The sequence below is a fragment of the Nocardia sp. Tas62D01 genome (assembly GCF_055232035.1).
Genome location: NZ_JBUYUZ010000001.1, coordinates 9653660 through 9678969, shown reverse-complemented (window position 1 = coordinate 9678969; position 25310 = coordinate 9653660). Strand labels below are relative to the sequence as shown.

The following is a 25310-nucleotide window of genomic DNA, read 5'->3' as shown; positions in this document are numbered from 1 at the left end:
ATAGAAGATGACCAGACAATCCGATAGTGACGGCACGGATTCGGATGCAAAACGTCCAGCCCCCCTGGATGAGCTGGACCTGCAGATTCTGACGATACTTCGGGAGCAGGGCCGGATCTCGGTTCCGCAGCTGGCCGAGCGGGTGCACGTCTCGCGTGCCACGGCCTACGCTCGCCTGCACCGGTTGCACGAACTCGACGTGCTGCGCGGCTATTCGGCCGTGGTGAATCCCGCGCGAGTGGGCACCACGGTCGGCGCGCTGGTGCTGGTCACCTCGGCTCAGCGAGGGCACCGGCGCTGGACGAAGTGGAAGGAACAGCTCGAGGCGATCGAGGCCGTGGAGTATGCGGCGATGGTCGCGGGCGAGACGGATATCCTGCTGCTGCTTCGGGTCAGGGACCACGAAGAGCTGCGCAGGGTTCTGCTGGAAGAGATTCAGGACATCGAGTACGTCGGCGGTACCCAGACCCTGCTGATCCTGGACGAGATCATTCACCGGCCCTTCGTGGTGCCTACCGCCCGGACGTAGCCGGCGCGACGAATCAGGGTGCGCGGCACGGGATGTGACGAGTGAGTATTGATCAAACCTTGTATCAATGATCGTCCCGGTGCTATCGTCCCGTCACGAAATATCGGACACAGGGTCCGGCTCTCGGATGAGAGGCAAAAATGACAATCGTCGATGTGCACACCCATATGCTCAGCCAGGGCTTCCTCGACGCGATGGTCGCGGGCAGCGGCGGCAAATACCGGGTCGGGAAGGTGCCGGCCGGTGACAAGGCGATCTTCACGGGGGACACGGCGTTCGTGACGCTGACCCCCGGCATGTTCGATTACGACCTACGCATCTCCGCGATGGATTCCGCCGGTGTCGACCTCGCCGTGGTGTCCCTGACCTGTCCGAATGTCTTTTGGGGCGATGCGGAGGCCAGTTCGGTCGCCGCGGAGTTGATCAACAACGACATGATGGCGGCTCAGGCGGCGCACCCCGACCGGATTCGCTATCTCGCCACCATCCCGTGGCAGTATCCGGACCGGGCGGTCAAGGAGTTGGAGCGAGCCTGCGCCGGTGGTGCGGTGGGCGTCATGGTGCTGGCCAATATCGATGGGGTTTCGCTGACCGACCCGAGGTTCGCGCCCGTATGGGAGGAGATCGATCGGCGAGAACTTCCCGTGCTGGTGCACCCCACGTCCCCCGCCGGGGTGCAGGACATGGATATCAGCCGGTACCACCTGGTGTGGAGCGTGGGTTTCACCTTCGATACCACCCTGGCCCTGTCCAGGATGATCATGGACGGATTCTTCGACCGTTATCCGAAGCTGAAGATCATCGGTGGTCACGCGGGCGGGTATCTCCCCTTCCTGATCGACCGTCTGGACGCCGGTTTCAGGTCGTTCGAGTCCTGCCGGGCCGAGATCGATCGGCTGCCCAGCAGTTATCTGGAGCAGATCTACGTCGACTCGATCGTCTACTCGCCTGCGGCATTGGAGACGACCCTGAATGTGATGGGCCCCGACCATGTTCTGTACGGCTCGGACTACCCGCACAAGAACGGGAAGATGGAAGAGATCATCGAGATCGTCGGTACCGCGCCGATCGGCACCCGCACCAAGATTCTGAGCGAAACCGCCGACAAGATATTTCGCCTCTGAATCCGGCCCTTCCTCACTCCGGCAGGTCCGGCCGGTCGCGGGGTAGTCGCCGAACTGGTGCGGCGCGCACCGCCGGGCCCGTCGTCAGAAGCGCTTTCTCGAGGCGGCGTCGTCGGCCCCGTGCGTGAGCTTGTCCAGCAGGCCGATCAGGATCTGCTGCTCGGGCCTGCTCAGGGCCCCGGCCCATGCCTGTTCGCGGTCGTTGTGGGCCTCGAAGGCGCCGACGATGGCGTCGTGGCCGGCGTCGGTGAGTTCGAGCTGGACCGCCCTGCGGTCGTGTTCGGCCCGGGTCTTGTCGACCAGACCGTCGCGTTCGAGCGTATTGATCAACGCGGAGACCGCGGCCCGGCTCATGCCGGCCAGCTCCGCGACGCGTTTGGCCTCCAAGGGGCCGGCCAGCCACAGCACGAACAGCACCCGGAATCCCGGCCAGCTCCACCCGCGTGGCCGGTGCACCGTCGACTCGAGGTCGTAGACCAGTGCGCTGGTGACCCGGTGCAGGGTCAGGACCAGGCGCATCGCGGTCGAATCGATCGAGCCAAGTTCGCGGGTAGCCTTCTGGACCGCGAAATCGACGAAGGACAGGTAGTCGAGCTGGTCGAGGTTGGCCGGCTGCGTGGTCATAGGCCCCAGGGTAAAGGGGCGGCCACCCCGGCCGGGCCCTCACCCGTTCATCGGCGAATCTGCTTGGGAGCCTTCACAAGACCGTCGCCACGAGTTACGGTGAGTAACAATATGATCAAATCATTGATTAAATCTGGATGATGAGGTGTCAGCGGTGAACAAGAAGGCGTTCGCGTCCTCGGCAGACCTGGGCGAGAAGGAACAGAAGCTGGAGATCCTGGCCGATGGCGTGTATGTGCTGACTGCCGATGGTGACCCGAATATCGGCGCCATCGAGGGCGAGGACTTCCTGGTCTGCTTCGAGGCGCTGGCCACCCCGGTCGTGGCGGCGGAATGGTTGGCGAAGCTGCGTGAGCACACCGACAAGCCGGTGCGGTATCTCGTGCTGTCGCACTATCACGCGGTGCGAGTGCTGGGCGCCTCGGCGTTCGACGCCGAGGTGATCGTGACCCATGAAAAGACGAAGGCCCTGATCGAGGAGCGTGGTAAGGAAGACTGGGCCAGTGAGTTCGCGCGGATGCCCCGGCTCGCGAAGGCCGCCGAGTCCGTTCCCGGACTGACCTGGCCGACGCTGACCTTCTCCGATCGCCTCACCATCGATCTCGGCGGCGACCGCGGCGACCTCATGCTGCAGTACTGCGGGCGCGGGCATACCGAGGGCGACAGCGTGGCCTGGCTGCCGCGCCAGCGGATCCTGTTCGCCGGTGATCTGGTGGAGGCCGAGGCTGCGCTGTACACCGGGGACGCCTTCCATCGCGAATGGGCCTCCACGACGTTGGACAGGGTGCGGGCGTTCGGCGCCGAACAGCTGATCGGCGGCCGCGGCGGGGTGAGCCGGGGAAGTGAGGCGGTCAACGCCGCGATCGAGCAGACCCGCTCGTTCCTGAATGTGATGATCCGCGAGGTGGGCACCGTGCAGCGGGCCGGAGGCACGCTCAGAGATGCCTTTCAGGCCACGCATGCCGCGTTGTTCGACACCTATGGGCATTGGCCGATCTTCGAACACTGCCTGCCGTTCGACGTCTCGCGCCTGTGGGACGAGTTGTCCGGCATCGAGCGCCCGATGATCTGGACCGCGGAGCGGGACCGCGAGGTCTGGGACCAGTTGCAAGCATGATCAACTGCAAAGACCCACTGGGTACCGTCGCGGTGGTGGGCAACGGCCCGGTGGGGCAGACCACTGCGCTGCTACTCGCCGGATGGGGCGTGCCGGTGATCCTGCTGGACGACAGGCCCCGGCGCGACCCGATCGGATCCAAGGCGATCTGCCAGCAACGGGATGTCCTGGATATCTGGGAGGCGGTCGGCGTCGGGAATCGTGTTGCCGCCGAAGGGGTTACCTGGACAACGGCGCGGACCTTCTACCGCGACGACGAACTGTTCTCCTACACGGTGCCGGACCCGGGGCGCTCCGCGTTCCCGCCGTTCGTCAACATCTCCCAGGCGCGCACCGAATACCTGCTCGACGAACGGATCGCCGCCGAGGAACTGATCGACGTGCGCTGGGGGCATCGGGTCGTCGGCATCGAGCAGGACGACCGGCGCGTGCGACTCGCCTGCGCGACGACCGACGGGACCGTGCACATCGACGCCGCCTATGCCGTCGCGTGTGCGGGCGCACGCGGCGATGATGTCCGCGGGATGCTCGGGGTGAGCTTCGACGGGCACTCCTTCGACGACCGGTTCTTGATCTGCGATATCCGGGCCGAACTCCCGGGCTGGGCCCACGAGCGGCGGTTCTACTTCGACCCACGGTGGAACCCCGGCCGTCAGGTGCTGATTCACCCGTGCCCGGATTCGACCTTCCGCATCGATTGGCAGGTGCCCGGCGACTACGACCTCGACATCGAGGAGGCCCAGGGCGGCTTGGATGCCCGCATCAGGGCGATCATCGGAGATCGGCCGTACGAGGTCGTGTGGAAATCGGTGTACCGCTTCCACTCTCGGATTGTGAACCGGATGCGAGTGGGCCGCGTGCTGATCGCGGGCGACTGTGCGCACCTGGTGTCGCCATTCGGTGCCCGCGGGCTGAATTCCGGGGTCCCCGACGCCGAGAATGCCGCCTGGAAGCTCGCGTACGTGCTGCACGGGTGGGCGGATGCGGAACTCTTGGAGAGTTACCACCATGAACGACATGCCGCGGCGCGGGAGAATCTGGAAGTCACCACGGCGACAATGGATTTCCTGGTACCGCAGAACGAGGAACAGCGCCGCGACCGCCTCGAGATACTCAGACGTGCCGCCGCGGATTCGCGCTACCGGGAACGTGTCGACTCGGGGCGGCTGGCCGAGCCCTTCTGGTATGTGGACTCGCCGTTGACCACTCCCGACCCCGCCCGGCCGTTCGCCGGCCGCCCCGAGCTCGGCTGTGCCCCGCCCGCCGGGCCGGGCACTGTCGTTCCCGACGTGCCGATCTCGGCGAACACGCTGCCGCAGAAGCGGTTACGGGAGGTTGCCCGGAACGGGCTGCTGATCCTGGCCGGACCCGAGGCGGACCCGGCCGTGGTCGAGCCCGCGGCAGCCGATGCCGCGACCGGCCCGGTCCGCGTTCTGCGCATCGATGAGGTCGACCCGGGTGGTGCGCTGGCCGGCGCGCTCGCCACCGGGCCCGGTGAGGTGTGGGTGATCCGTCCGGATGCTTACATTGCCGCCGTGCTCGACCGGCCGGATACGGGGCGCCTGGTGGCGGCCCTGCGCCGCGCACTGGGCGGCGACATGGTTTCACAAGCGAGCCAGGAGGTGGGAGGCCATGGCACATTACCGGCAGGCCGGTGAGGTACCGCCCAAGCGGCACACGCAATTCCGCAGGCCCGATGGCGGCCTGTTCTATGAGGAGCTGATGGGGGAGGAGGGCTTCTCTGGTGATTCCTCCCTGCTCTACCACCGGACGATTCCGTCGGCGATCGTGAACGCATCCCCCTGGGAGCTGCCCGACCTGTCGACACGGGCCAACCATCCGCTCACGCCGCGGCACCTGCGGCTGCACACACTGTTTCCGGCCGAGGAATGCAAGCGTCACGATGTCGTGACCGGGCGTCGGCTCGTGCTGGGCAACGGCGACGTGCGCATCTCCTATGTGGTGGCCGCAGAGAGCTCGCCGTTGTACCGCAATGCCATCGGCGACGAATGCGTCTATATCGAGTCCGGTGCGGGAACCGTGGAAACGGTGTTCGGCGCGCTGCCCTTCCGGCAGGGAGACTATGTGCTCTTGCCGCGGGCGACAACGCATCGCTGGGTGCCCGGAGGCGATGAGCCGGTGCGTGCCTACTGCATCGAAGCCAACTCGCACATTGTCCCGGCACGCCGGTATCTGTCGCGCTTCGGGCAGCTGCTCGAGCATTCGCCGTTCTGCGAGCGTGACATCCACGGACCCGCCGAGCCTGTGCCGGCCGTCGGAACGGACGTCGAGGTGTTGGTCAAACACCGTGTACCGGAAGGGGTCTCGGGTACCCGCTACATCTATCCGGAGCACCCTTTCGATGTGGTGGGCTGGGACGGCTGCCTCTACCCCTACACGTTCAACATCGGCGATTTCGAGCCCATTACCGGTCGCGTGCACCAACCGCCGCCAGTGCACCAGGTTTTCGAGGGCGACAACTTCGTCATCTGTAACTTCGTGCCGCGCAAGGTGGACTACCACCCCCTGTCGATCCCCGTGCCCTACTACCACTCGAACGTGGATTCCGACGAGGTGATGTTCTACTGCGGCGGAGACTACGAGGCCCGCAAGGGATCCGGCATCGGTCAGGGTTCGATATCCCTGCACCCCGGCGGGCATTCCCACGGGCCGCAGCCCGGGGCGTACGAACGCAGTATCGGCGCGGAATTCTTCGACGAACTGGCCGTGATGGTGGATACGTTCCGCCCCTTGGGGATCGGTGCTGGCGGCCTCGCCTGCGAGGACCCTGGCTATGCCTGGACCTGGTCGGGCCGGGGGCCTCGATGACACCCGTTCCGATGCCGACCGTGTTCGACGCGTTCTGTGACGACGCGGCGATCTTCCCGCCGGGGAATCTCCCCTTGGCCGAGGCGCTCGCGGCTCATACCGAGCATCGCGGGGCGTGGTACTCGGGCCTGGTGGGTTCCTTCGTCGTTCCGGCCTCCCGTATTCCCGAGCTGTCCGGATTGCTGGATGGCCGGCCGCTGACTATCAGCTTGACGGTGCCGGACGGCCCAAACGCGGTCGAGCCCGCTACCGCCGCGTTGTCCGGGCTGGATGGCCTGCACCTGGCGGCCGTCGAGGTCGCGGTGCCGCCGGGCTGCCGGTTCGGCGACATCGTGGCGGCCCTGAAATCGGTGCCGCACAGGGGCTTTCGTTATATCGAGGTGCCCCGGGACGCTCGCCGGGAGACCACGCTGGATGCGCTGGTGGGCACCGGATTCCGGGCGAAATTCCGGACCGGCGGCCTCACTCCCGAGGCGCAGCCGGATGAACGAGAACTTGCGGAGGCGATCCTGGGTGCGGTGGGTCGTGGGCTGGCGTTCAAGTGCACGGCCGGTCTGCACCACGCGATCCGGCACACCGACGGAGCCCTGGAGCAACACGGCTTCGTGAACGTGCTCCTGGCAACCGATGCCGCCCGATGCGGCCTGGGCATTGAGGATCTGGTCGAAATTCTCGCGCAGCGCTCGGAGCGAGAGCTGGTGCAACGTGCCCGCCGGGTGGGCGAGCGGAGGCTGTCGGCGGCCCGATCCTCGTTCGTGTCGTTCGGTTCCTGCAGCATTGCCGATCCGGTCGCGGACCTGGTTGAGCTTGGATTGATCGAGAGCCCTGGGCGGGCGAGTGTGAAGGAGAACGCACGATGACGTGGCTGGACGTGCCGCACGACTCGCCATTCGGCATCGCCAACCTGCCCTACGGCGTGTTCGCGCCGGCCGGCGGGCGGCCCCGAGTCGGCGTGCGGATCGGGGACCGGATCCTGGACCTGTCGGCCGTGTTCACCGACGACGCGTTCGCCGAGCCGACGATGAATGCGTTTCTCGCACAAGGTCATTCGCGGTGGCGTGCGGTACGGGCCCGGATCGTCGAGTTGCTTACCGATGCGCGCCACTCGGCCGAGGTGGGGCCCACGCTGTATCGGCCGGCCGATGTCCGGATGTTGCTGCCGGTCGATGTGGGCGACTACGTGGATTTCTATGCCAGCGAACAGCACGCGACCAATATCGGCCGGATATTTCGTCCGGACTCCGATCCGCTGACGTCGAACTGGAAACACCTGCCGATCGGCTACCACGGCCGTTCCGGCACCATTGTGGCCTCGGGCACCCCTATCGTGCGGCCCCGGGGGCAGCGCAAGACACCCGCCGACCCGGGACCGGTCTTCGGGCCGTCGCCACGCCTGGACATCGAGGCCGAGGTGGGCTTCATCGTCGGAACGCCCTCCGCATGGGGAAAACCGGTGCCGCAGAGCGAGTTTGCCGAGCACGTGTTCGGGGTCTGCCTGGTCAACGACTGGTCCGCCCGGGATCTCCAGGCATGGGAGTACGTTCCGCTGGGGCCGTTCCTCGGCAAGTCCTTCGCCACGTCGATCTCGCCGTGGATCGTGCCGCTCGAGGCCCTCGAGCAGGCCAGGCTCGCGCCAGTGGCAAGGGATCGCGCGTTGTTGCCGTATCTGGAGGATGCGGACAAGTGGGGGCTGGACCTGGCACTCGAGATCCGGCTCAACGGGCATCCGATATCCCGGCCGCCCTATGCCGGCATGTATTGGACACCGGCGCAGATGCTGGCTCATATGACGATCAACGGCGCGTCCGTCCGCACCGGCGATCTGTACGCTTCCGGCACGGTGAGCGGTCCGGAGCGGACCCAGCGCGGTTCGCTGATGGAGCTGTCGTGGGGCGGGACCGAGCCGATTACCCTCCCGGACGGGACGATTCGCACATTTCTCGAGGACGGCGACGAAGTCTCCATCACCGCCACCGCTCCTGGGCCCGGCGGCGTCCGGATCGGATTCGGCGAGGTCGTGGGACGCATCCTCCCCGCGGGGAGTGCGCCGTGACGGGCATGGCCGCCGGCCACGGCTACGTCGCGGCCGGGCCGGGAAATAGCGCGATGCGTGGACCCAAACCGCTGTGGCGCAACGGCTGTCGGCTCACGGGCGGTCCGGGGTGATGTCCGGGCGGATATTGGTGCCGAGCCAGGCGGACAGGAAACTGGTAAGACCGGGATCGCTCTCGCGTCGTTCCTTGGCGCCGGGCAGGGTACGGGTGCGCTTGATGACGCGGCGGTGGTAGTCGCGCACCAGGTCGGCAGCGGCAGGGTCGCGGCGGGCGATGGCATCCACGATGGCAACGCGGTCGCGGTACATCGCTCCGGCGACGCTGCCCCAGCTCCCGGCGTCGCCGCCGGACAACTCGAAGGCCACGCCGATCTGGATCTCGGTGAGCGCCTTGCACAGCGCGGCCACCAGCGGGTTGTGCGAGCATACGCCCAGAAGTACGAAGAATTCCCGCAGGGCCGCCGCGCCGCCGCGCACGTCGCTCATATCGGCGGTCTTCTGGGCCGCCGCGCGCAACTGCTCGATATCGGCCTCGGTGGCGTGCTCGACGGCCAGTTCGGCGGCGTAGCCGTTGAGGATGCTGAGCAGGCCGAGTACGTCGCCCGGGCGCATCTTCTCGAATTGCACCACCGAGGCGATCGACATCCGCAGCAGGGTGTCGCCGTTGGCGATGACGGTGGTGCGGCTGCCGTTGCGGGTGTTGAGCAGGCCCATCACGGTCAGGACCCGGATCGCCTCGCGGATTGTCGGCGCGCTGACATCGTAGTGTGCGGCGAGTTCGCGTTCGGACGGCAGCCGGGCGCCGTCGGCCAGCTCGCCGCTGAGGATCTGACGGCGTAGGTCCGCCACGATCTGGTCCGCGACCCGGCCGCGATAGAGCTTGGCTCCCGGTTGCGACATGGTGCCCTCCTGGATATTCGGTGCCGCACAGCGTGTTCGCAGCGACTTCTAAACCTACCTGGTAGATCGGTCCGGCGCGTCCTCGCGCCGTTACGTATCCGCCTCCGCCCGGCCGCTCCTTCACGCTTGCTGTGAATACGACGAACCTACCTTTACTTCAACCTACCAAATAGGTAGCGTGGTTGACGTGAGAGAAACACGATACTGAGGGAGGACCGCGATGAAGGTCGTACCGTTCGATGAAAATGGGTTCCACATGGATCACCCGCGCGGCACGGTGGCGTTCAACTACCTGCTGATGGGCGATCAGAGCAAGCCGCAGGAGAACTTCCGCTACATCCTGGGCCGCCAGGAGGGCGACTTCAGCATGCCGCGGCACCGGCACGCGTTCGAGCAGATCCGGCTGCCGTTGATCGGCGATATGAATCTCGGCGAGCAGGGCATTCTGGGCGAGGGTGAGATCGGGTACTTCCCCGAGGGAGGCACCTACGGCCCGCAGGACGATCCACTGACCGACCCCCACCAGCTGCAGCTGGTGCTGCAGTTCGCTGGCGCCTCCGGCCTGGGCATGCGTGCCGGGCGCGGCCGCGGCCCGGACAACAAGGAGGCCCAGCGTCAGCCGCGCGAGCGCGGCCCGCAGAAGCTGCCTCGTGCCCGCTACGACAACGTCGTGAAGTTCGATCCGCGCCGCTACAATTACCTTCCGCTGGACGGCCAGCCCGGAGTGGAGCGGAAGTTCTTCGGCGCCTTCACCGAGCGCGCCTTCTGGATCGAGCGGATCAAGATCGCGCCGGGCGCCCGGTGGGTCTCCGATGACGCCGCCGCGTGCCGCTTGGTCGTGGTGCTGTCCGGTACCGGCTCGGTGGAGGGAACCTCGATCGGCCGGCTGGCCGCGCTCCAGGCCGACGGCGGCGAGACGCTGACGGTGGACGCCACCGAGGAACTGGAGCTGCACGTCGTCGGCATTCCGCCGGTGCGGTTGCCGGTCGTGCCCGAGGAATACGACATCGTCATCGGCGACGGGCCGATCGAGTTCGAGAAGCCCAAGCAGAAGCAGGGCGTCTGATATGAAACTTGCCGTCAGACGCACCTATCTGGGCGATCGGATATGCCTGCCCGGCATAGTCCCGGACCGGCTGGTGGACCTGCGCGCTGCGTACGCCTACCAGCTGACCCGCGCCGGGTCGGACCGTCCGGATGCCCTGGAGCGCGCCGAACGCGAACTGCCGCAAGACCTTCCGTCGATGCTGCGGGCCGATCCGGAGCTGGCCATCGCGCGTCGGGTGGCCGAGCGGGTCGTGGCCGACGCCGGTCGCGGCGATCTTCCGCCCGAGGCCCTGTGGTCCGCGGAGCCGGGCACGCTGGGGCCGCCGGTCGGCCGTCCGGGCACGATCTGGGGGATGACCGGCAATTATCCGCGTACCCGTCCCGAGCCCGGCGAGCCGCCGGCCCCGGTGGGCGCCGAGCCGCCGCGCATGACCGGCTTCCTGAAGGCGGTCGGCTCGCTGGCCGGGCCGCATGACGATGTCCGATATCCGGCGGTCAGCAACCAGGTCCATCCGGAGGTCGAGCTCGGCGTGGTCATCGGGCGCCGGGCGCGGCGCCTGACCGAGGAATCGGCGATGGACGCGGTCGCGGGGTATGTCGTATTCAACGACATCTCCGCCCGCGATGTCGCCGAGGGCGATAACCGGCGTATGGACCGCGGCAAGGGATTCGACACCTTCAGTGTGGTCGGCCCCTGGTTCGTGACCGCGGACGAAGTCGCCGACCCGCATCAGCTGGCCATCCGGTTCTGGGTGAACGGCGAACTGCGACAGGACGGTTCGACCGCGGAGATGTACAACCCCATCCCGGCCCAACTGGCCTGGCTCACCTCCGCGCTCACTCTGGAGCCGGGGGATGTGCTGTCCACCGGAACGCCGCCGGGCGTGCGCGCAATCGCGCGGGGCGACAAGATCCGCGGCGAGATCGAGGGCCTCGGCACGATCGAGAACGCCGTCGTCCCGGAGTGACAGTTCCGGGCTGCGTTCCGGAACCTGTTGCCCCGGAACGCGGTTCGGGCCGGGTGCGGGGGCCTGGCCCGAAAACCGCATCCGGGCATGCCGGATGCCGCCCGTGGTCCCACCGGGCGAGCGCGGGCCCGAGGCGGCCGACACCATTCCCCAGCGGTCGCGGAACCTCCGCGCCGTGGTAACCCCTGGCGCCGAATCGGTGCCCCGAGAAAGGATTTGATTCACATGCTTTCGTTACAGCAAGCATCCGCCATCGTGGACGCGGCGCTGGCCGCCGCGCGCGAGCTCGAGCTCCGCCCCCTCGCGGTGACGGTCCTGGACCCCGGCGGGCACCCCATCGTGCTCAAGCGGGAGGACGATACGGGCATCCTGCGTCACGACATCGCGCACGCCAAGGCATGGGGGTGCCTGGGCATGGGCCACGGGGGTGGCCGGATCGCCCGGCACGCTGAGCGTACGCCGACCTTCTTCAACGCCCTGACCGTGATCTCCGACGGTCGCATCGCCTCCTCGCGGGGTGGGGTGCTGATTCGCGACGCGGAGGGGAACCTACTGGGCGCGATCGGCGTCAGCGGCGACAACCCGGACAACGACGAGAAGGCGGCCCTCGCGGGCATCGCGAGTGTCGACCTCGTCGCCGATGCCGGCTGATCTCGCCGCCGGACCGATCCCGCCCGGACCATCCGGTCGAGTGCACCCGGCCGGGTAAACCCCACCCCCGAAAAGGAATCCGATAGCTCATGCCGAAACCACCCGATATCACCGATACCATAGCCTTGCCCTCGCGGCGTCAGGCGCTGTCGGTCTGCCTGGTCACCATCTTCATGACCCTGCTCGATATGAGCATCGTCAACCTGACCCTGCCGCAGATCCAGCAGAGCCTGCATCTGACGTCGACCGATTCCACGCTGATGCTGGCCGGCAATGCCCTGGTCTTCGGGTTGTTCCTGGTTCCGTCGGGCCGGTTGGGTGATATGTACGGGCGGCGCCGGTTGCTGCTCGCCGGCCTGTGGTTGTTCCTGATCACCGCGGTCGCCTGTGCCGTAGCGCCGACCGCCGCGGTGATGGTGGGCAGCCGACTGGTCCGGGGCGCCGCGTCGGGACTGATCGCACCGCAGTCGATGGGCATCATCCAGCGCATGTTCGACGGCCCGCGGCGCGGCAGGATCTTCGGTTACTTCGGCGCTATCGTGGGGATGTCCACTGCGGTCGGGCCGTTGCTGAGCGGCCTTCTGATCCAGCTGTTCGGCGCCGACGCCGGGTGGCGGCTTTCCTTCTGGGTCACCGTTCCGGTGGTGGTGATCGCACTGATCGTCGGTTATCGGTCGCTGCCTGCGGACCCGGCCCGCGGCGAGACACATCGGCTCGACGTTCCGGGCACGACGCTGCTGACGCTCGCGCTGCTGTGTGTCATGCTGCCGGTGCTGCAGATGTCGGGCAAGAACAGCCATCCGCACTGGTGGTTCCTCGCCGTCGGTGCGGTCTTCGCGGCGCTGTTCGTCTGGTGGGAACGCCGGGTCGACCGGCGCGGCGGCGAGCCGGTGATCTCGTTCTCGCTGATGCGTACGCGCAGCTTCACGGCCGGTGTGATCATCGTGACCGTATTCTTCGCCGGGTTCACCAGCATCTTCATCGTGATGGCGATGTTCCTGCAGCAGGGCCTGAAATATACGGCGCTGCACGCCGCGCTGGTGATGCTGATCTTCACCGTGGGGTCCGCGGCGGCGGCGATCGTGAGCGGTCGTCTGGCATACAGGTACGGCCGGTGGCTGGTGCCGGCCGGCGCGGTCGTGGCGGCCGTCGGCGTGAGCGCGATGGCCGCGGTGGCGCATCAGGCGCAGGCATCGAACGCTGTGGTGGCTCTTGCCGCGCCGCTGCTGGTGAGCGGCATCGGATGCGGAATGCTGATCTCGGCCAACCAGTTCCGTTCGTTGCAGGACGTCCGGCACGCCCACGGCGGCGTGGCGTTCAGCGTGTACGAGACCGCTCAGCGGATCGCCACCGCCGTGGGTACCGCCGTGGCGACGGCGCTGTACTTCCGATACGCGGGGACGGCCCGCCCCACTGGCAGTGGGGCCACCGCCAGTGGGCCCCGCCCCGGCGGCGCGCACGCCGGCAGTCCCAATGCCATACACGCCGGCAGTCCCGATGCCATACACGCCGGCAGTCCCGATGCCATACACGCCGGCAGTCCCAATGCCATACACGCCGGCAGTCTCGATGCCATACACGCCGGCAGTCTCGATGCCATGCACGCCACCACGGCTGATTCGCTGAACAGCATTCACACCGCGGTCGCGGCAGGCCTGGCGGTGCCGGCGGTATTCCTCGCCCTGGCCGCGGTGGTCGGGCTGATCAATCTGATGTGGCCGCGTCGAGCCGGCGAACCGGTGCCGGCCATCGGCAAGACAACGGGGACCGCCGAGGACCGTGGACGTGCCGAGGGGGGTAACGACGCCGAGCGCCGTGAGCGCGCCGATGACGGCGCCGGGGGGCAGGCGGGCGCCGAGCCTCGTCAGGGCATGCAACTGCCGCGGTGACCGCGAACCGGCGATCCCCCCTGATCGCCGGTCCCGCGCGGTCGCGCCGTGACCGGCCGCCCGGCGATGGCCGTGGTGAGCGGTATGCGGTCTCGACCGGATCGAACGAACGCTCGGCGCCGGAATCGGCGCCCGGACAAGGGATTCGACCAATGACTCTGACATCGGAACAAGCCTTCGCCATCGCGGACGCGGTGCTGGCCGCCGGGCGCGCGCTGGATCTGCGGCCGCTGGCGGTGACGGTCCTGGATACCGGTGGCCATCCGATCGTGACGAAGCGGGAGGACGCCGCGGGCATCCTGCGTCACGAGATCGCGCACGCCAAGGCCTGGGGTTGCCTGGGGCTGGGGCGAGGCGGCGGCATGATCGCCCGGCACGCACAGGACCGCTCCCCGGTGTTCGTCAGCGCGCTGACGAGCATCTCCGGCGGCCGCATCGCCCCCTCGCGCGGCGGCGTGCTGATCAGGGAACTCGACGGAGTCGTTCTCGGCGCGGTCGGAGTCAGCGGCGACAGCCCGGACAACGACGAGAAGGCCGCGTGCGCGGGAATCGTGAGCGTCGGCCTGCTCGCCGACGCAGGTTGATCGCGGACCGCCGCCCGGTGGACCGGGTGAACCGATCGGAGAAGGAGCGTTCCGGTGAGTGAGCGTGCGAGTGAACAGTCCACACCGCGCGAGCGGGAACACGACCGACCCCAGCGCCGGGGAGGTACGGTCGTGAGCCGCGAACCCGAATACACCGTCGAGGTCGTCGGTCGGCGCGAGATCGCGGACCGGGTGGTCGAATTGACGTTGCGGACGTACGGCGACGATATGCCGTCATGGCGGCCCGGCGCGCATATCGATGTGATGCTCACCTCGCGCCGGACACGGCAGTATTCGCTGTGCGGCGATCCCGGTGACCGCCGCACACTGACCATCGCGGTGCTGCGCGAACATGGCGGCGGCCGCGGCGGTTCCGCATTCGTGCACAACATGGTCAAGCTCGGCGATCGGATGCGAATCCGGGGCCCGCGCAACAACTTCCGACTGTGCGATGCCCAGTGGTACCTGTTCGTTGCCGGTGGCATCGGTATCACGCCGCTGCTGCCGATGATTCGCGCTGTGGCCGCACGGGGTGGCGACTGGTCGCTGGTGTACGGCGGCCGCAATCGCGCGAGCATGGCGTATCTGCCGGAACTCGAGGCCCTCTCGGCGCACGGCGCGGTCGAGGTGCGTCCGCAGAACGAGACCGGCCTCCTGGACCTCGATGCGCTGCTGGGTATTCCGCAGCACGGAACCCAGGTGTACTGCTGTGGGCCGGAATCGCTGCTGGCGGCGATCGAACGGCACTGTGCCGCCTGGCCGTCCGGCGCGTTGCACGTCGAGCGGTTCGCCGCCAAGCCGATCGATCCGCGGGATCTGGTCGATGAGCGGTTCGAGGTCGAATGCGCCAGATCCGATGTGACGGTGCAGGTTCCACCGGGCAGGTCCATCTTGGAGACGCTCGACCGGGTGGGAGTGTTCGTGGATGCCTCGTGCTGGGAGGGCGTCTGCGGTATGTGTGAAACCGGTGTGCTGGAGGGCATTCCGGAACATCGCGACTACATCCTCACCCCGCAGGAGCGTCTGGACGGGCAGATCATGATGATCTGCTGCTCCCGCGCTCGCGGCCCGCGGCTGGTCCTTGATCTGTGATGGCGGAGCCGCTGGATCCGGGAACTCCCGGGCACAGGAGAATTCTTGACAAACCTACCAAGTAGGTAGCATGGTTGATGGACATGGTCCAGGCAGGACGGGTGATACGTATGACCAAATCCGTAACGGAGAACGCGCCGGTGGAATGGCCCGTGCAAGCGGTGCCCGAAGCCGAATTACCCGCGTCGCTGCGGGAATCCGGGCTGATTCATTGGGTTCGCGAGCCGCTCGCCGAGGCGGTCGACCAGCGCATCCGCGTGATGCTGCCGTCAGCAGTCACGGTGATGGGTACGGGCTGGACCGGACAGCACGACGAGCTGCTGAAGATCGCGCACCGGCCCGACGGACTCGTGATGATGGGCGACAACCCGGCGCTGCCGAAGATGCCCGAGCGGCCCACCCTCGCCGACTTCTTCCGGCTGCGGATCTTCCGCAAGGACGTGCAGCACATGCTGCAGAGCGCGCGCCTGGCCCGGGAGAACGGGTTGGACGAGAAGGTGATCATGGCCGCACTCGTGCACGACATCGCGGTGGGCGGGTTGATTCGCGCCGATCACGGCTACTGGGGTGCACAGCTGGTGCGGCCGTATGTCGACGAGGAGGTGGCCTGGGCGATCGAGAAGCACGAGGCGCTGCGCTTCTTCGCCGACGAATCGGTCGGCTACACCTATCCGGAGAACTATATCGACATCTTCGGCGCGGATTACCGTGTGCCCGAGTACATTCAGCGCGAATACGACGAGGCTCGCAAGCATCGCTGGTATATGACCTCGCGATTGATCACGCTCAACGACTTCTACTCGTTCGACCCGAATGTGAAGGTCGAGTTCGAGGAGTTCGAGGACATCGTCGGCCGCCATTTCCGCCAGCCGGTGCAGGGCCTCGGCTTCGACGGCTCCCCGGTGGCGCACATGTGGCGAACGATGATCTGGCCCAACAATTTTCTGTGATCGAAGGAGTCATGACCGTGGGTGTGGATTTGCGGGGAACTGTCGCGCTGGTGACCGGGGCGTCCAGCGGGATCGGCGCGGCGACGGCGAGGGAGCTTGCCGCGCACGGTGCCGCGGTCGCGCTGGTGGCGCGGCGCGGGGACCGGTTGAAGGCGGTGGCGGAGCAGATCACACAGGCGGGCGGCGCGGCGCTGGCCGTCGAGGCCGACGTCGCCGATGCCGATCAGGTGCGCGAGGCCGTCGAGCAGACCGTGCGAGAGCTGGGACGCCTGGACATCTTGGTGAACAATGCTGGGCTCAGCCGGCCGGAACCGCTGGCGGAGGGGACCGTGTCGAATTTCGACCTGGTCGTGCGGGTCAATCTGCTGGGTTCGCTGTATTGCGCGCACGCCGCGCTGCCACATCTGCTGCGGGCCGCGCAGACCGGGCCGCGCAAGGTGGCGGACCTGGTCAACGTCAGCTCGCTGTCCGGCCGGGTGCACCGTGTGGATTCGGCGGTCTATACCGCGACAAAGCACGCGGTGAACGCGTACAGCGAATGCCTGCGGCAGGAGGTCGCCGGCCGCGATGTCCGGGTCTCGGTGCTGGAGCCGGCCGCGGTGGACACCGAATTCTTTCCCCCGAACGTGATACAACGACGCCAGCATCGCTGGGGTGCATCACCGCTGCGACCCGAAGACGTCGCCGACACGATCGCCTATGCGGTGACTCGTCCGGCGAGCGTCGCGATCAGCGAACTGCTGGTGCGCCCGGCCCGGCAGGGCGGGACGCGGTGACATCCCGGTCGATTCCAGACACGGATCTTCACGCCCGCCTGGCCCAGCTGGACACCTGCGCATTATCCGATGCGCTCGATGTACTCGACCTGCCCGGCGTGGTCACCGGCCTGGGCGCGCTCTGGGAGGGGGCGCGCCTGGCCGGCCCGGCGGTGACGGTCCGGCTCGCGCCGGGCGTTCCGGATGCGGGTCGCGCCCGGGTGCACCTCGGGGCGCGGGCGATCGAACGCGCGCGCCCCGGCAGCGTCATCGTTGTCGACAACGGTGGCCGCACCGAGATGGGCGGCTGGGGCGGGTTGCTGTCGCTGGCCGCGCATCGCGTCGGCGTGGCGGGGGTCGTCTTGGATGGCGCGTGCCGCGACGTGGACGAGGCCCGCGAACTGGGCTTCGCGGTTTTCGCGCGGGGCGCCGTCCCGCGCACCGCCCGGCGCCGGGTATACGAGGAGTCCACCGGGGAGCCGGTGAGCATCGCCGAAATACCGGTCAGCGAGGGCGATTTCGTGGTGGCTGACGGGACCGGCGTGGTGATCCTGCCGCGCTCGCGGGTCCTCGAGGTCGTGACCGAGGCGGAGCGGCTCGCGGCGCGGGAGCGGGAAATGTCCGCGCGGCTTCGGGCCGGGGACCCGGTCGGCGCGGTGCTGGGACACAACTACGAGTCGATGACAGCCGGTCGCGCCGACAACCCGGCCACTGTCGAGTATGGGGTACGCAAATGACCTACGAGACAACAGAACTCGGTACAGACGAACACATGGGCCAGCGGATCGCCCGCGCCGCCGCGCTCGGTACGTCGACACTGCACGAGGCGGCCGGCAAGATCGGTGCGCTGCCTTCGGTGATCCGCTGCCTCACACCGGGATTGGTGCTGGCCGGACGAGCCGTCACAGTGACGGGTCCGCCGGCGGACAATCTGTGGCTGCACCACGCCGTGTATGCCGCCGGCCCCGGTGATGTGCTGGTGGTCGAACCCGGTCATCACTACGAGGCCGGGTACTGGGGCGAAGTGCTCTCGCAGGCCGCCCGGGCGCGCGGGCTGGCGGGCCTGGTGATCGACGGCTGCGTGCGCGACAGCGATCGGCTGCCCGCGATCGGGCTGCCCGTATTCGGCCGGGGGTTCTGCATGCGGGGCACCAGTAAGCACCCCGACGGTGCGGGGTCGATCAACGTGCCGCTGGCGCTGGGCGATGTGGTCGTGCGCCCCGGCGACGTGGTCGTCGGTGACGGCGACGGCGTGATAGCGCTGCCGTTCGACCGCCTCGACGACGTGGTCGCCGCCTCGGTGGCCAGACAGAGCAGGGAGGACGAGATCATCTCGGCCCTGCGGTCGGGCGCGACGACCCTGGACCTCTACGGGTTGCCCCCGTTGCCGTCGCCTGGTCGGTGATATCCGGCGAGTCCGCTGCATACGCTGGGCAATCCGGCGTGCGGCCGTGACCAGGGTGCCGTTATAGACTATGGACTGCGGGGTACGCGCCACAGGCGCCCGACCCGCGGATGCGGGTGGGCCGTATCCTTCCCGATCCTGTCGTAGAGAGCACGCCGTGAACGTCCGCACCGCACGCCCGGTCAGCCTGGGCCGCCGGTCATGAGTGATATCACCGCGGGCTGGCTCGCTCCGGGAAGCGGTCGGACGCCCATTCGCCCGCTCACCAAGGCGGATCTGGCCTACCAGCAGATCCGGCAGAGGATCCTCGAGGGTGAGCTGGCCCCGGAGACCTCGCTCGACCAGGAGGCGCTCGCGAAGTGGCTGGGGCTGTCCACCACTCCGGTGCGAGAGGCGTTGCGCCGGCTCGAATCCGAACGGCTGGTCGTGAGCCGGGCGCATCGGGACACGGTCGTGGCGCCGCTGTCGCTGGATACGGTGGAGGAGGTGTACGCCGTACGGCTCTCGCTCGATCCGCTCGCCGTCTCCCTGGCGGCCGCGCGGGCCGACGGCGCGCAACGAGCCGCCATCGTCGCGCTGTCCCGGGAGCATCCGGTGCCCGGCGATCTGCCGAGCACCGTATCCCTCAATCGCCGCCTGCACCGGGCCATCTACACCGCGAGCGGTAACACCACCCTGGTCGAGATACTGGACTCGCTGTGGGATCTGAGCGATCGCTACCGCCTGATCGTATGCAGGGATCAGGCGGTCGTCGAGCTCGCGCACGCCGAGCACGCCGCCATCGTCACAGCGGTCGTGGAGGGCGCTCCGGACCGGGCCGCCGAGCTCACGCGGAACCATCTGGCCGCCTCGCTGCAGCAGATCCGCTCCGCCGTCGCCGAATAGCGCCGTCCACGGCATAGCCGGGTAGACCCACCGGGCCGATAAACGCCGGACCGGCAACCTTTTTCGGCATACGGGGAGCCCGGGGCGTCACCCCGTTGCGATTGGTTGCGGATGCCGGTCCTGCGACGCATTTCCGCCATGTTCCGACCCGTGCCGCGGTTGCACTCAGTTGCAGTGAATTCGATTCTCGCATTTCCATCCGGAGGTGTACCTACCTGGTAGCTTCTTAACGTGAAACGGTATGCACTATAGGTTATATAGCCTGGTTTGGAGGTTCGCGCGTGGCGAGAGTTCCGATGACGGGGGAACAGCCGCCCTACGACCGGCCGCCGCTGTCCAAGCAGATACTCGTCGGCAGCTGGGAGGCGGGAGCCGGACGACTGCGAGTCGACGAGGACTTGCGCGTCGACCGGCTGCTCGGCCGGCGCGCGATCGCCGCCTTGCTCTACTTCTGGTCCGATCAGCACGACTGGAAGGTGCAATTCGTCGGCTTCCCTGGCGATCGCACCGGTGCGGGTGAGGTCACAATCGCCGAGGGCGCCCTGGATGACGGCAGATTCGTCGCGGCCTACCATCTCGCGGGCCGGTTGGCCGGTGCGCTGTGCGTGAACTGGCCCGCTCAGTTGTCCCGGTATCGCAAGCGGATCGTGGCCGAATGCGAGGTCCCCGGCAGAGTCGGCGCGGCCGAAGAAAGCAAGGTCTGAGACGTGGCAGAAATTGTCCTGGGAATCGGCTCGTCGCACAGTCCGCAACTCAGTTCGGGTGTCGACATGTGGGACGACCACGCCGATCGCGATCGGAACAATCCCACGCTGCTGGGCAAGGACGGCGAATTCCATTCCTATGCCGAATTACTCGCCGGCTCCGACCCGCGGATCGCGAAGGAGCTCACCCCCGAGGTATGGGAAGAGAAATACCGGCGCGGGCAGGACGCGGTGGCCGAGCTGAGTAGAAGGCTCGCGCAGGCCCGCGTCGACGTAGCGCTGGTCGTCGGCGACGATCAGCGGGAGATGTTCCACGACGAGGGAATTCCCGTCTTCGGATTCTTTCTCGGCGACGAGCTCGTCGACCGCGCGCCGAGCCCCGAGCAGGCCGAACGGGTCGCCAAGGGGATCCGGGCCGCCTACTGGGCGCGGTTCGGTGACCAGCCGAGCGCCCATCGCACCAGCGCGGAGCTGACCAGGCATCTCGTGGAGGAGCTGGTCGAGGCCGACTTCGACGTGCTGGCGTTCACCAAGCAGCAGCCGGGCACCACGCTCGGGCACGCGTTCACGTTCCCGCGCTACCGGCTCGGCCTGCCCGAGCAGACCCCGATCGTGCCCATATTCATCAATACCTATGTCCCGCCGAATGTTCCGTCCCCGCGGCGCTGCTACCGGCTCGGCCGGGTGCTGGCGCAGGCGGTGGTCTCCTGGCCGCAGGATCTGCGGGTGGCGGTCATCGCTTCGGGCGGGCTCAGCCACTTCGTGGTCGACGAGGCGCTGGATCGCCGGGTGCTCGACGCCCTGGTCGCCGGGGAATCCGAGCCGCTGTGCACGATTCCGCGCAAATATATGCGCTCGGGGACATCGGAAATTCTCAATTGGATCACCGCGGCGGGCGCGCTGGAGAAATTGCGCGGCACCGTCGTCGAATATGTGCCCGGATATCGCTCACCCGCGGGAACCGGCACCGGCATGGCATTCGCCTACTGGGAATGACAGCCACCGAAACGATACGAGAAGAGATGCACAGAAATGTATGAAAGTCTGCCGGTGCTGGATGTCCACGGCCACGTGTCCGTGCCCCAGTCCTCGAACGTCCTGGTGGTGCGGATGCTCGCCACGAACACCCCGATCGAGAGCCCGATCGGGCGGCCGGGCGCGGGCCCGGTGCAGGTGAACACGGAGGAATTCCGCGCCGCGGCGCAGCGTCATGTCGACTATCTGGACGAGCGGAATATCGACGTCCAGGTGATCGGCCCGCGCCCGTTTCTGAATCTGGGCTGGATGGAACCGCACCTGGCACCGGCCTGGGCGCGGCACGTCAACGACACGATCGCGCAGCAGGTCCGATTCTTCCCCGACCGGTTCCTCGGCGCCTGCCAGCTGCCGCAGATCAGCGAGGCGCACGACCTGTCGAACTGCCTGGACGAGCTGAACCGCTGCATCACCGAACTCGGTTTCGTCGCCGCCTACGTGAGCCCGGACCCGGCCGGGCGGCGCACGACTCCGGGCATGCACGAGCCGTATTGGTATCCGCTGTACGAGCGGGCCCAGGAACTCGGCATTCCCCTGATCGTGCACGGCACCAACTCGCTGGACCCGCGCTTTCGGGTGGTGCCGCACAACTATCAGCTCGGATTCGTCACCGAGCAGTATCTGGCGGGCCAATTTCTTTCGCACGGAGATGTTTTCGACCGGTTCCCCGAATTGAAGGTGATCATCTGCCACTGCGGCGGCGCGCTGGACCGCTTCATCGCCACCGATCACCACATCGCGCAGAAGGATCTGAGCGAGAACCTCTTCTACGACACCTGCGGCTACGACCTGAACTTCCTGGAGGCGGCCATCAAGCAGCGGGGCGTGGCGTCGATGGTGTTCGGCACCGAGGCGCCGGGCTCGGGTAATGCCGTGCGCCCGGAGACCGGCCGCACCAGCGACGACCTGGTGCCGGTGATCGACGGCTTCGACTTCCTCAGCACGCAGGACAAGATGCAGATCTTCCACGCCAACCCGGCCAAGGTGATTCCCGCCCTGGCCAAGGTCAGCGGCTAGCCGATCATCGAACACGGACCGAAAATCGCAGGAGGAATACGATGCTGAGCACCGCGGACAACGAGTTGCTGACGCGGACCGGACCGGGTACGCCGATGGGGCGGCTGTTGCGCAGATACTGGGTGCCGGCACTGCTGGCGCAGGAGGTCGCCGACCCGCAGTGCCCGCCGGTGCGCCTGACCCTGATGGGGGAGAGCCTGGTCGTGTGGCGTGACGCTGACGGGCGCCTGGGCGCGCTCGAGGAGCATTGCGCACATCGCCAGGCCTCGCTCTACTTCGCGCGCAACGAAAGTCGCGAATCCCGCGACGGCGCCTGCGGTCTGCGGTGCGTCTATCACGGGTGGAAGTACGATATCGAGGGCCGGTGCATCGATATGCCGAACGAGCCGGCCACCAGCCGGTTCAAGGACCACATCAGGATCAGGTCCTATCCGGTGGCCGAGCGCGGTGACGTGGTCTGGATCTACCTGGGCCCGCCCGATGATCTGCCGCCGCTGCCGGATCTGGAATGGGCGGTGATACCCGATACCCACCGCTATGTGTCCAAACGCCTGCAGCGCAGCAACTTCGCCCAGGCAATAGAGGGCGGCATCGACTCGAGCCACGTGTCGTTCCTGCATTCGGATGCACGACTGTGGAATCCGGACTGGACCCACGCCAACAACAGCACTCGCGCACATCTGAACGACGACGGCTCGCCGAAATTCTTCGTCGAGCCGACCGCATACGGAATGCTGATCGGGGCCCGTCGGGAAACCGCTGACGCGCAATACTATTGGCGGATCACCCAGTGGCTGATGCCCTGGTACAACATCGTGGCGCGCGATGGCGACGGGCCGATCACCGCGCACGCGTGGGTGCCGATCGACGACGAGACCTGCTGGGCCTTCAGCATCACCTACAACCCGGACGCGCCGCTGACCAAGGCGCAGACCGATCACTACCGACGCGGCGGCAGCGTGCACGCGGCGGTTCTGCCGGACGGCAGCCATCTGCCTACTCGCAACTCGGACAACGACTATCTGATCGATCGCACATTGCAGCGCACGGTGTCGTTCACCGGAATCTCGGGCATCGCGATCCAGGACATGGCTGTGCAGGAGAGCATGGGGGCGATCGTGGACCGCACCCGGGAGCATCTGGGCAGCTCCGACGCGGCCGTCATCGCCGCCCGCAAGCGGCTGCTCGCCGAGGCCCGCGCACTCGGCGACCCGGAGGGGACCGGTATGCCGTCCGGCCTGGATCCGCGGCAGCAGCGGGTGCGCTCCACGAGTGCGGTCCTGCCCAAGGATGTGTCCTGGGTGGAGGCCACCGCGGAGAGCCGCAAGGCCGCCCAAGCGCATTACGAGCCCGCGTAAGCGCGACGAAAACAGCTATCCGGCAACATAATTCGGCTGCCGGACGAGATGGAGGACATTCGGATGAAAGTGATTGTGGATCGCAGCCTGTGCCAGGGGCACGCCCAATGCGAGGTCGCGGCCCCCGGGGTTTTCCAGGTGGACGACGACGCGCTGGTCCACCTGCGTGTGGAGAACCCTTCCGAACCATTGCGGACCGGGGTCGAGAATGCCGTGCGCTGGTGCCCGGTCGAGGCGATCCGCATCGAGGACTGAGCCGGTATGCCCGCCGATGTCCGCCCTGCCTTCGGGTCGGCGGACATCGGCGGACCGGGTGATGAGGAAGGGGTCCGATCATGGATCTGAGTGAGCAGCTCGCCGTTCCCTACGTCGCGGTCGTCTATTCGGTGGAGCGGCCGGACGGCAACTGGTGGCGGCGCGCGGAATATCCGGAACTGCCCGGCTGCGCCGCGGAAGCGCCGGCGGCCGCGGATGCGATGGAACTGCTCGAACGCGAGCGGGTTCGCATCATCGTCGAGGCGCACGCGCGCGGTGCGGACTTGCCGGCGCCGCGTGCCCCGCTGGCCGCCGGGGTCTCGGGCCTGAGCGGACGCCCGCTGTACGAGATCGTGCGCGAAGTCGGCGAAGCCGCGGAACGCGCCGCCATATCCGGCTGACCGACATATAACGGGATGCACCATCGGTGCGCACGTCGCCGCCGGAGAACGCCGGGAACCATGTTCCCGGCGTTCTGCATATATCCGCGACGAGAGGGTCAGGGACGCCCCGGTTCGAGAATCACCTTCCCGATCAGTTCTCCCTTCTCCACGAGTTCGTGCGCGTGCCGGGCCTCGCGCAGCGGGAGGATCTCCCCGATGAGCGGATGCAGCGAATTGCCCGCCGCGGCATCGAGGATCAGGTCCCAGGCGCGGTCGTCCGAACCGTATCCGCCGAGGATGCGCAGCCGGTCGCGGTAGAGCTTGCGCACGTCCAGCGGCACAATCGGCCCCGCATGAGCACCGGCGGTGACCAGGCGCCCGTCGCGGGCCAGCGAGGCGAAGGCCAGCGGCCACTGCTGCGGGTCGGAGATGTTCTCGAAGACCACGTCCACTCCGCGGCCGCCGGTGATCTCGAGTACGGCGTCGTGCAGATCGCGGCTGCGATAGTTCACCGCGTGGTCCGCGCCCATCGCCAGCGCGACGTCCCGCTTGTGCTCGCTGCCCACCCCGGCCACCACGGTGGCGCCCAGCAGGCGGGCCGCCTCCACTCCGGCCGAGCCCAGGGCGCCGGTCGCGCCCATCACCAGTACCGCCTCACCAGGAGTGACCGAGGCAAGCGTATTCAGCAGGAAGAAGGCGGTGGGATAGTGCCGGAAGATGACGGTCGCGTCCGGAAAGTTCAGTCCCGCAGGAATATCCACGAGCGCGCGTTCGGGTACCACGACCAGCTCCGCATAGCCGCCCCAGCGGCCCACGCCCAGATGCACGCCGCGTCGGCAGCGCCGTCCGGCGCGGCACTGCTCGCAGGATCCACACGGGACGGGGGAGCGGACCGCCACCGGCTGTCCGGGTACACGGCCCTGTACCCCGGGCCCCACCTCGTGGACGACGCCGGTCGGATCCACCCCGAGTACCAAGGGCAGCACCGCCTTTCGCCTGTCTCCGGAGGCCCGCACGGCCAGATCCAGTGTGCGATTGACCGATACGGCCCGCACCGCGACGGTGACCTCGCCGGGGCCCGGCGTCGGATCGGGCACCTCCCGGTACTCGAGCACGTCGGGCGGCCCGAAACGATCGATGACTACTGCGTGCACGT

Annotated in this window: 27 protein-coding genes; 24 read left to right on the top strand and 3 right to left on the bottom strand. The window is 67.6% G+C overall.

Annotation, left to right across the window (positions count from 1 at the left end; all coding sequences use genetic code 11):
• Positions 1–7: 7 nt before the first annotated feature.
• Entirely contained in the window at positions 8–529 is a 522-nt protein-coding gene (locus ACV7NQ_RS47100) for an Lrp/AsnC family transcriptional regulator (RefSeq protein ID WP_463365407.1), read from the top strand.
• A 140-nt stretch (positions 530–669) separates the two neighbouring features.
• Positions 670–1653 (top strand): amidohydrolase family protein, encoded by a 984-nt coding sequence (locus tag ACV7NQ_RS47095; protein WP_463365406.1) that lies wholly within the window; start codon positions 670–672, stop codon positions 1651–1653.
• Positions 1654–1737: 84 nt separating this feature from the next.
• Here ACV7NQ_RS47095 and ACV7NQ_RS47090 read toward each other — a convergent pair whose 3' ends face one another.
• Entirely contained in the window at positions 1738–2277 is a 540-nt protein-coding gene (locus tag ACV7NQ_RS47090; RefSeq protein WP_463365405.1) for a MarR family winged helix-turn-helix transcriptional regulator, read from the bottom strand.
• A gap of 154 nt (positions 2278–2431) precedes the next feature.
• On the opposite strand from ACV7NQ_RS47090, the gene ACV7NQ_RS47085 reads away from it, so the two are divergent.
• From ACV7NQ_RS47085 to fahA, 5 genes are read left to right on the top strand one after another with little or no spacing between them, the layout of a single operon-like run.
• Positions 2432–3394 carry an MBL fold metallo-hydrolase gene (locus ACV7NQ_RS47085; protein ID WP_463365404.1) on the top strand — a complete coding sequence of 321 codons (963 nt, stop codon included), beginning with the start codon at positions 2432–2434 and terminating at the stop codon, positions 3392–3394.
• Positions 3391–5052 (top strand): FAD-dependent monooxygenase, encoded by a 1662-nt coding sequence (locus ACV7NQ_RS47080; protein WP_463365403.1) that lies wholly within the window; start codon positions 3391–3393, stop codon positions 5050–5052. Before ACV7NQ_RS47085 ends, ACV7NQ_RS47080 begins: the two co-directional genes overlap by 4 nt.
• The gene (locus ACV7NQ_RS47075) at positions 5027–6223 is read left to right on the top strand and encodes a homogentisate 1,2-dioxygenase domain-containing protein (RefSeq protein WP_463365402.1); all 1197 of its coding nucleotides are present in this window, start codon (positions 5027–5029) and stop codon (positions 6221–6223) included. Before ACV7NQ_RS47080 ends, ACV7NQ_RS47075 begins: the two co-directional genes overlap by 26 nt.
• Positions 6220–7083, top strand: a complete 864-nt coding sequence (locus ACV7NQ_RS47070; RefSeq protein ID WP_463365401.1) for a hypothetical protein — start codon at positions 6220–6222, stop codon at positions 7081–7083. The genes ACV7NQ_RS47075 and ACV7NQ_RS47070 overlap by 4 nt, the downstream gene beginning before the upstream one ends.
• Positions 7080–8276: a fumarylacetoacetase gene (fahA, locus tag ACV7NQ_RS47065; protein WP_463365400.1), complete on the top strand. Its 1197-nt coding sequence runs from the start codon at positions 7080–7082 to the stop codon at positions 8274–8276. The genes ACV7NQ_RS47070 and fahA overlap by 4 nt, the downstream gene beginning before the upstream one ends.
• A gap of 93 nt (positions 8277–8369) precedes the next feature.
• On the opposite strand, the gene ACV7NQ_RS47060 is transcribed toward fahA, so the two are convergent.
• Complete coding sequence (locus ACV7NQ_RS47060; RefSeq protein WP_463365399.1) at positions 8370–9176, bottom strand: FadR/GntR family transcriptional regulator; 807 nt, start codon at positions 9174–9176, stop codon at positions 8370–8372.
• Between the two features lie 220 nt (positions 9177–9396).
• Between ACV7NQ_RS47060 and ACV7NQ_RS47055 the strand changes: the two genes are divergently transcribed.
• The 17 genes from ACV7NQ_RS47055 (at position 9397) to ACV7NQ_RS46975 (ending at position 24172) form a co-directional block, all read left to right on the top strand.
• Positions 9397–10242: a hypothetical protein gene (locus tag ACV7NQ_RS47055; protein ID WP_463365398.1), complete on the top strand. Its 846-nt coding sequence runs from the start codon at positions 9397–9399 to the stop codon at positions 10240–10242.
• Between the two features lies 1 nt (position 10243).
• Complete coding sequence (locus ACV7NQ_RS47050; RefSeq protein ID WP_463365397.1) at positions 10244–11191, top strand: fumarylacetoacetate hydrolase family protein; 948 nt, start codon at positions 10244–10246, stop codon at positions 11189–11191.
• Between the two features lie 225 nt (positions 11192–11416).
• Positions 11417–11842: a GlcG/HbpS family heme-binding protein gene (locus ACV7NQ_RS47045; RefSeq protein ID WP_463365396.1), complete on the top strand. Its 426-nt coding sequence runs from the start codon at positions 11417–11419 to the stop codon at positions 11840–11842.
• Between the two features lie 89 nt (positions 11843–11931).
• Positions 11932–13731 carry an MFS transporter gene (locus ACV7NQ_RS47040; RefSeq protein ID WP_463365395.1) on the top strand — a complete coding sequence of 600 codons (1800 nt, stop codon included), beginning with the start codon at positions 11932–11934 and terminating at the stop codon, positions 13729–13731.
• A 152-nt stretch (positions 13732–13883) separates the two neighbouring features.
• Positions 13884–14315: a GlcG/HbpS family heme-binding protein gene (locus ACV7NQ_RS47035; RefSeq protein WP_463365394.1), complete on the top strand. Its 432-nt coding sequence runs from the start codon at positions 13884–13886 to the stop codon at positions 14313–14315.
• Between the two features lie 54 nt (positions 14316–14369).
• On the top strand, positions 14370–15407 hold the full coding sequence (locus tag ACV7NQ_RS47030; RefSeq protein WP_463365393.1) for a PDR/VanB family oxidoreductase: 1038 nt from the start codon (positions 14370–14372) through the stop codon (positions 15405–15407).
• A 110-nt stretch (positions 15408–15517) separates the two neighbouring features.
• Positions 15518–16357 (top strand): HD domain-containing protein, encoded by an 840-nt coding sequence (locus tag ACV7NQ_RS47025; protein ID WP_463365392.1) that lies wholly within the window; start codon positions 15518–15520, stop codon positions 16355–16357.
• Between the two features lie 11 nt (positions 16358–16368).
• Complete coding sequence (locus ACV7NQ_RS47020) at positions 16369–17133, top strand: SDR family oxidoreductase (RefSeq protein WP_463365391.1); 765 nt, start codon at positions 16369–16371, stop codon at positions 17131–17133.
• Positions 17130–17849: an RraA family protein gene (locus ACV7NQ_RS47015; protein ID WP_463365390.1), complete on the top strand. Its 720-nt coding sequence runs from the start codon at positions 17130–17132 to the stop codon at positions 17847–17849. Before ACV7NQ_RS47020 ends, ACV7NQ_RS47015 begins: the two co-directional genes overlap by 4 nt.
• Entirely contained in the window at positions 17846–18517 is a 672-nt protein-coding gene (locus ACV7NQ_RS47010) for an RraA family protein (RefSeq protein ID WP_463365389.1), read from the top strand. Before ACV7NQ_RS47015 ends, ACV7NQ_RS47010 begins: the two co-directional genes overlap by 4 nt.
• A 201-nt stretch (positions 18518–18718) precedes the next feature.
• Positions 18719–19402, top strand: coding sequence for a GntR family transcriptional regulator (locus tag ACV7NQ_RS47005; protein WP_463365388.1), 684 nt, complete (start codon positions 18719–18721; stop codon positions 19400–19402).
• A gap of 281 nt (positions 19403–19683) precedes the next feature.
• Complete coding sequence (locus ACV7NQ_RS47000; RefSeq protein WP_463365387.1) at positions 19684–20106, top strand: oxidoreductase C-terminal domain-containing protein; 423 nt, start codon at positions 19684–19686, stop codon at positions 20104–20106.
• A gap of 3 nt (positions 20107–20109) precedes the next feature.
• Positions 20110–21102 (top strand): DODA-type extradiol aromatic ring-opening family dioxygenase, encoded by a 993-nt coding sequence (locus ACV7NQ_RS46995; protein WP_463365386.1) that lies wholly within the window; start codon positions 20110–20112, stop codon positions 21100–21102.
• Positions 21103–21138: 36 nt separating this feature from the next.
• Positions 21139–22158: an amidohydrolase family protein gene (locus ACV7NQ_RS46990; RefSeq protein WP_463365385.1), complete on the top strand. Its 1020-nt coding sequence runs from the start codon at positions 21139–21141 to the stop codon at positions 22156–22158.
• 41 nt (positions 22159–22199) lie between these two features.
• Positions 22200–23516, top strand: a complete 1317-nt coding sequence (locus ACV7NQ_RS46985) for a Rieske 2Fe-2S domain-containing protein (RefSeq protein ID WP_463365384.1) — start codon at positions 22200–22202, stop codon at positions 23514–23516.
• A 63-nt stretch (positions 23517–23579) separates the two neighbouring features.
• The gene (locus ACV7NQ_RS46980; protein ID WP_463365383.1) at positions 23580–23771 is read left to right on the top strand and encodes a ferredoxin; all 192 of its coding nucleotides are present in this window, start codon (positions 23580–23582) and stop codon (positions 23769–23771) included.
• An 80-nt stretch (positions 23772–23851) separates the two neighbouring features.
• Positions 23852–24172 (top strand): hypothetical protein, encoded by a 321-nt coding sequence (locus ACV7NQ_RS46975; protein ID WP_463365382.1) that lies wholly within the window; start codon positions 23852–23854, stop codon positions 24170–24172.
• Between the two features lie 98 nt (positions 24173–24270).
• Here the strand turns inward: ACV7NQ_RS46975 and ACV7NQ_RS46970 are convergent, their stop codons facing one another.
• Complete coding sequence (locus ACV7NQ_RS46970) at positions 24271–25308, bottom strand: zinc-binding dehydrogenase (protein ID WP_463365381.1); 1038 nt, start codon at positions 25306–25308, stop codon at positions 24271–24273.
• Positions 25309–25310: the final 2 nt, after the last annotated feature.

What these genes read in the sequence shown, in the direction of transcription:
- ACV7NQ_RS47100 (WP_463365407.1), top strand. Translation starts at nt 8, where the DNA reads ATGACCAGACAATCCGATAGTGACGGCACGGATTCGGATGCAAAACGT.
- ACV7NQ_RS47095 (WP_463365406.1), top strand. Translation starts at nt 670, where the DNA reads ATGACAATCGTCGATGTGCACACCCATATGCTCAGCCAGGGCTTCCTC.
- ACV7NQ_RS47090 (WP_463365405.1), bottom strand. Translation starts at nt 2,277, where the DNA reads ATGACCACGCAGCCGGCCAACCTCGACCAGCTCGACTACCTGTCCTTC.
- ACV7NQ_RS47080 (WP_463365403.1), top strand. Translation starts at nt 3,391, where the DNA reads ATGATCAACTGCAAAGACCCACTGGGTACCGTCGCGGTGGTGGGCAAC.
- ACV7NQ_RS47075 (WP_463365402.1), top strand. Translation starts at nt 5,027, where the DNA reads ATGGCACATTACCGGCAGGCCGGTGAGGTACCGCCCAAGCGGCACACG.
- ACV7NQ_RS47070 (WP_463365401.1), top strand. Translation starts at nt 6,220, where the DNA reads ATGACACCCGTTCCGATGCCGACCGTGTTCGACGCGTTCTGTGACGAC.
- fahA (WP_463365400.1), top strand. Translation starts at nt 7,080, where the DNA reads ATGACGTGGCTGGACGTGCCGCACGACTCGCCATTCGGCATCGCCAAC.
- ACV7NQ_RS47060 (WP_463365399.1), bottom strand. Translation starts at nt 9,176, where the DNA reads ATGTCGCAACCGGGAGCCAAGCTCTATCGCGGCCGGGTCGCGGACCAG.
- ACV7NQ_RS47055 (WP_463365398.1), top strand. Translation starts at nt 9,397, where the DNA reads ATGAAGGTCGTACCGTTCGATGAAAATGGGTTCCACATGGATCACCCG.
- ACV7NQ_RS47050 (WP_463365397.1), top strand. Translation starts at nt 10,244, where the DNA reads ATGAAACTTGCCGTCAGACGCACCTATCTGGGCGATCGGATATGCCTG.
- ACV7NQ_RS47045 (WP_463365396.1), top strand. Translation starts at nt 11,417, where the DNA reads ATGCTTTCGTTACAGCAAGCATCCGCCATCGTGGACGCGGCGCTGGCC.
- ACV7NQ_RS47040 (WP_463365395.1), top strand. Translation starts at nt 11,932, where the DNA reads ATGCCGAAACCACCCGATATCACCGATACCATAGCCTTGCCCTCGCGG.
- ACV7NQ_RS47035 (WP_463365394.1), top strand. Translation starts at nt 13,884, where the DNA reads ATGACTCTGACATCGGAACAAGCCTTCGCCATCGCGGACGCGGTGCTG.
- ACV7NQ_RS47025 (WP_463365392.1), top strand. Translation starts at nt 15,518, where the DNA reads ATGACCAAATCCGTAACGGAGAACGCGCCGGTGGAATGGCCCGTGCAA.
- ACV7NQ_RS47020 (WP_463365391.1), top strand. Translation starts at nt 16,369, where the DNA reads ATGACCGTGGGTGTGGATTTGCGGGGAACTGTCGCGCTGGTGACCGGG.
- ACV7NQ_RS47010 (WP_463365389.1), top strand. Translation starts at nt 17,846, where the DNA reads ATGACCTACGAGACAACAGAACTCGGTACAGACGAACACATGGGCCAG.
- ACV7NQ_RS47005 (WP_463365388.1), top strand. Translation starts at nt 18,719, where the DNA reads ATGAGTGATATCACCGCGGGCTGGCTCGCTCCGGGAAGCGGTCGGACG.
- ACV7NQ_RS46990 (WP_463365385.1), top strand. Translation starts at nt 21,139, where the DNA reads ATGTATGAAAGTCTGCCGGTGCTGGATGTCCACGGCCACGTGTCCGTG.
- ACV7NQ_RS46985 (WP_463365384.1), top strand. Translation starts at nt 22,200, where the DNA reads ATGCTGAGCACCGCGGACAACGAGTTGCTGACGCGGACCGGACCGGGT.
- ACV7NQ_RS46980 (WP_463365383.1), top strand. Translation starts at nt 23,580, where the DNA reads ATGAAAGTGATTGTGGATCGCAGCCTGTGCCAGGGGCACGCCCAATGC.
- ACV7NQ_RS46975 (WP_463365382.1), top strand. Translation starts at nt 23,852, where the DNA reads ATGGATCTGAGTGAGCAGCTCGCCGTTCCCTACGTCGCGGTCGTCTAT.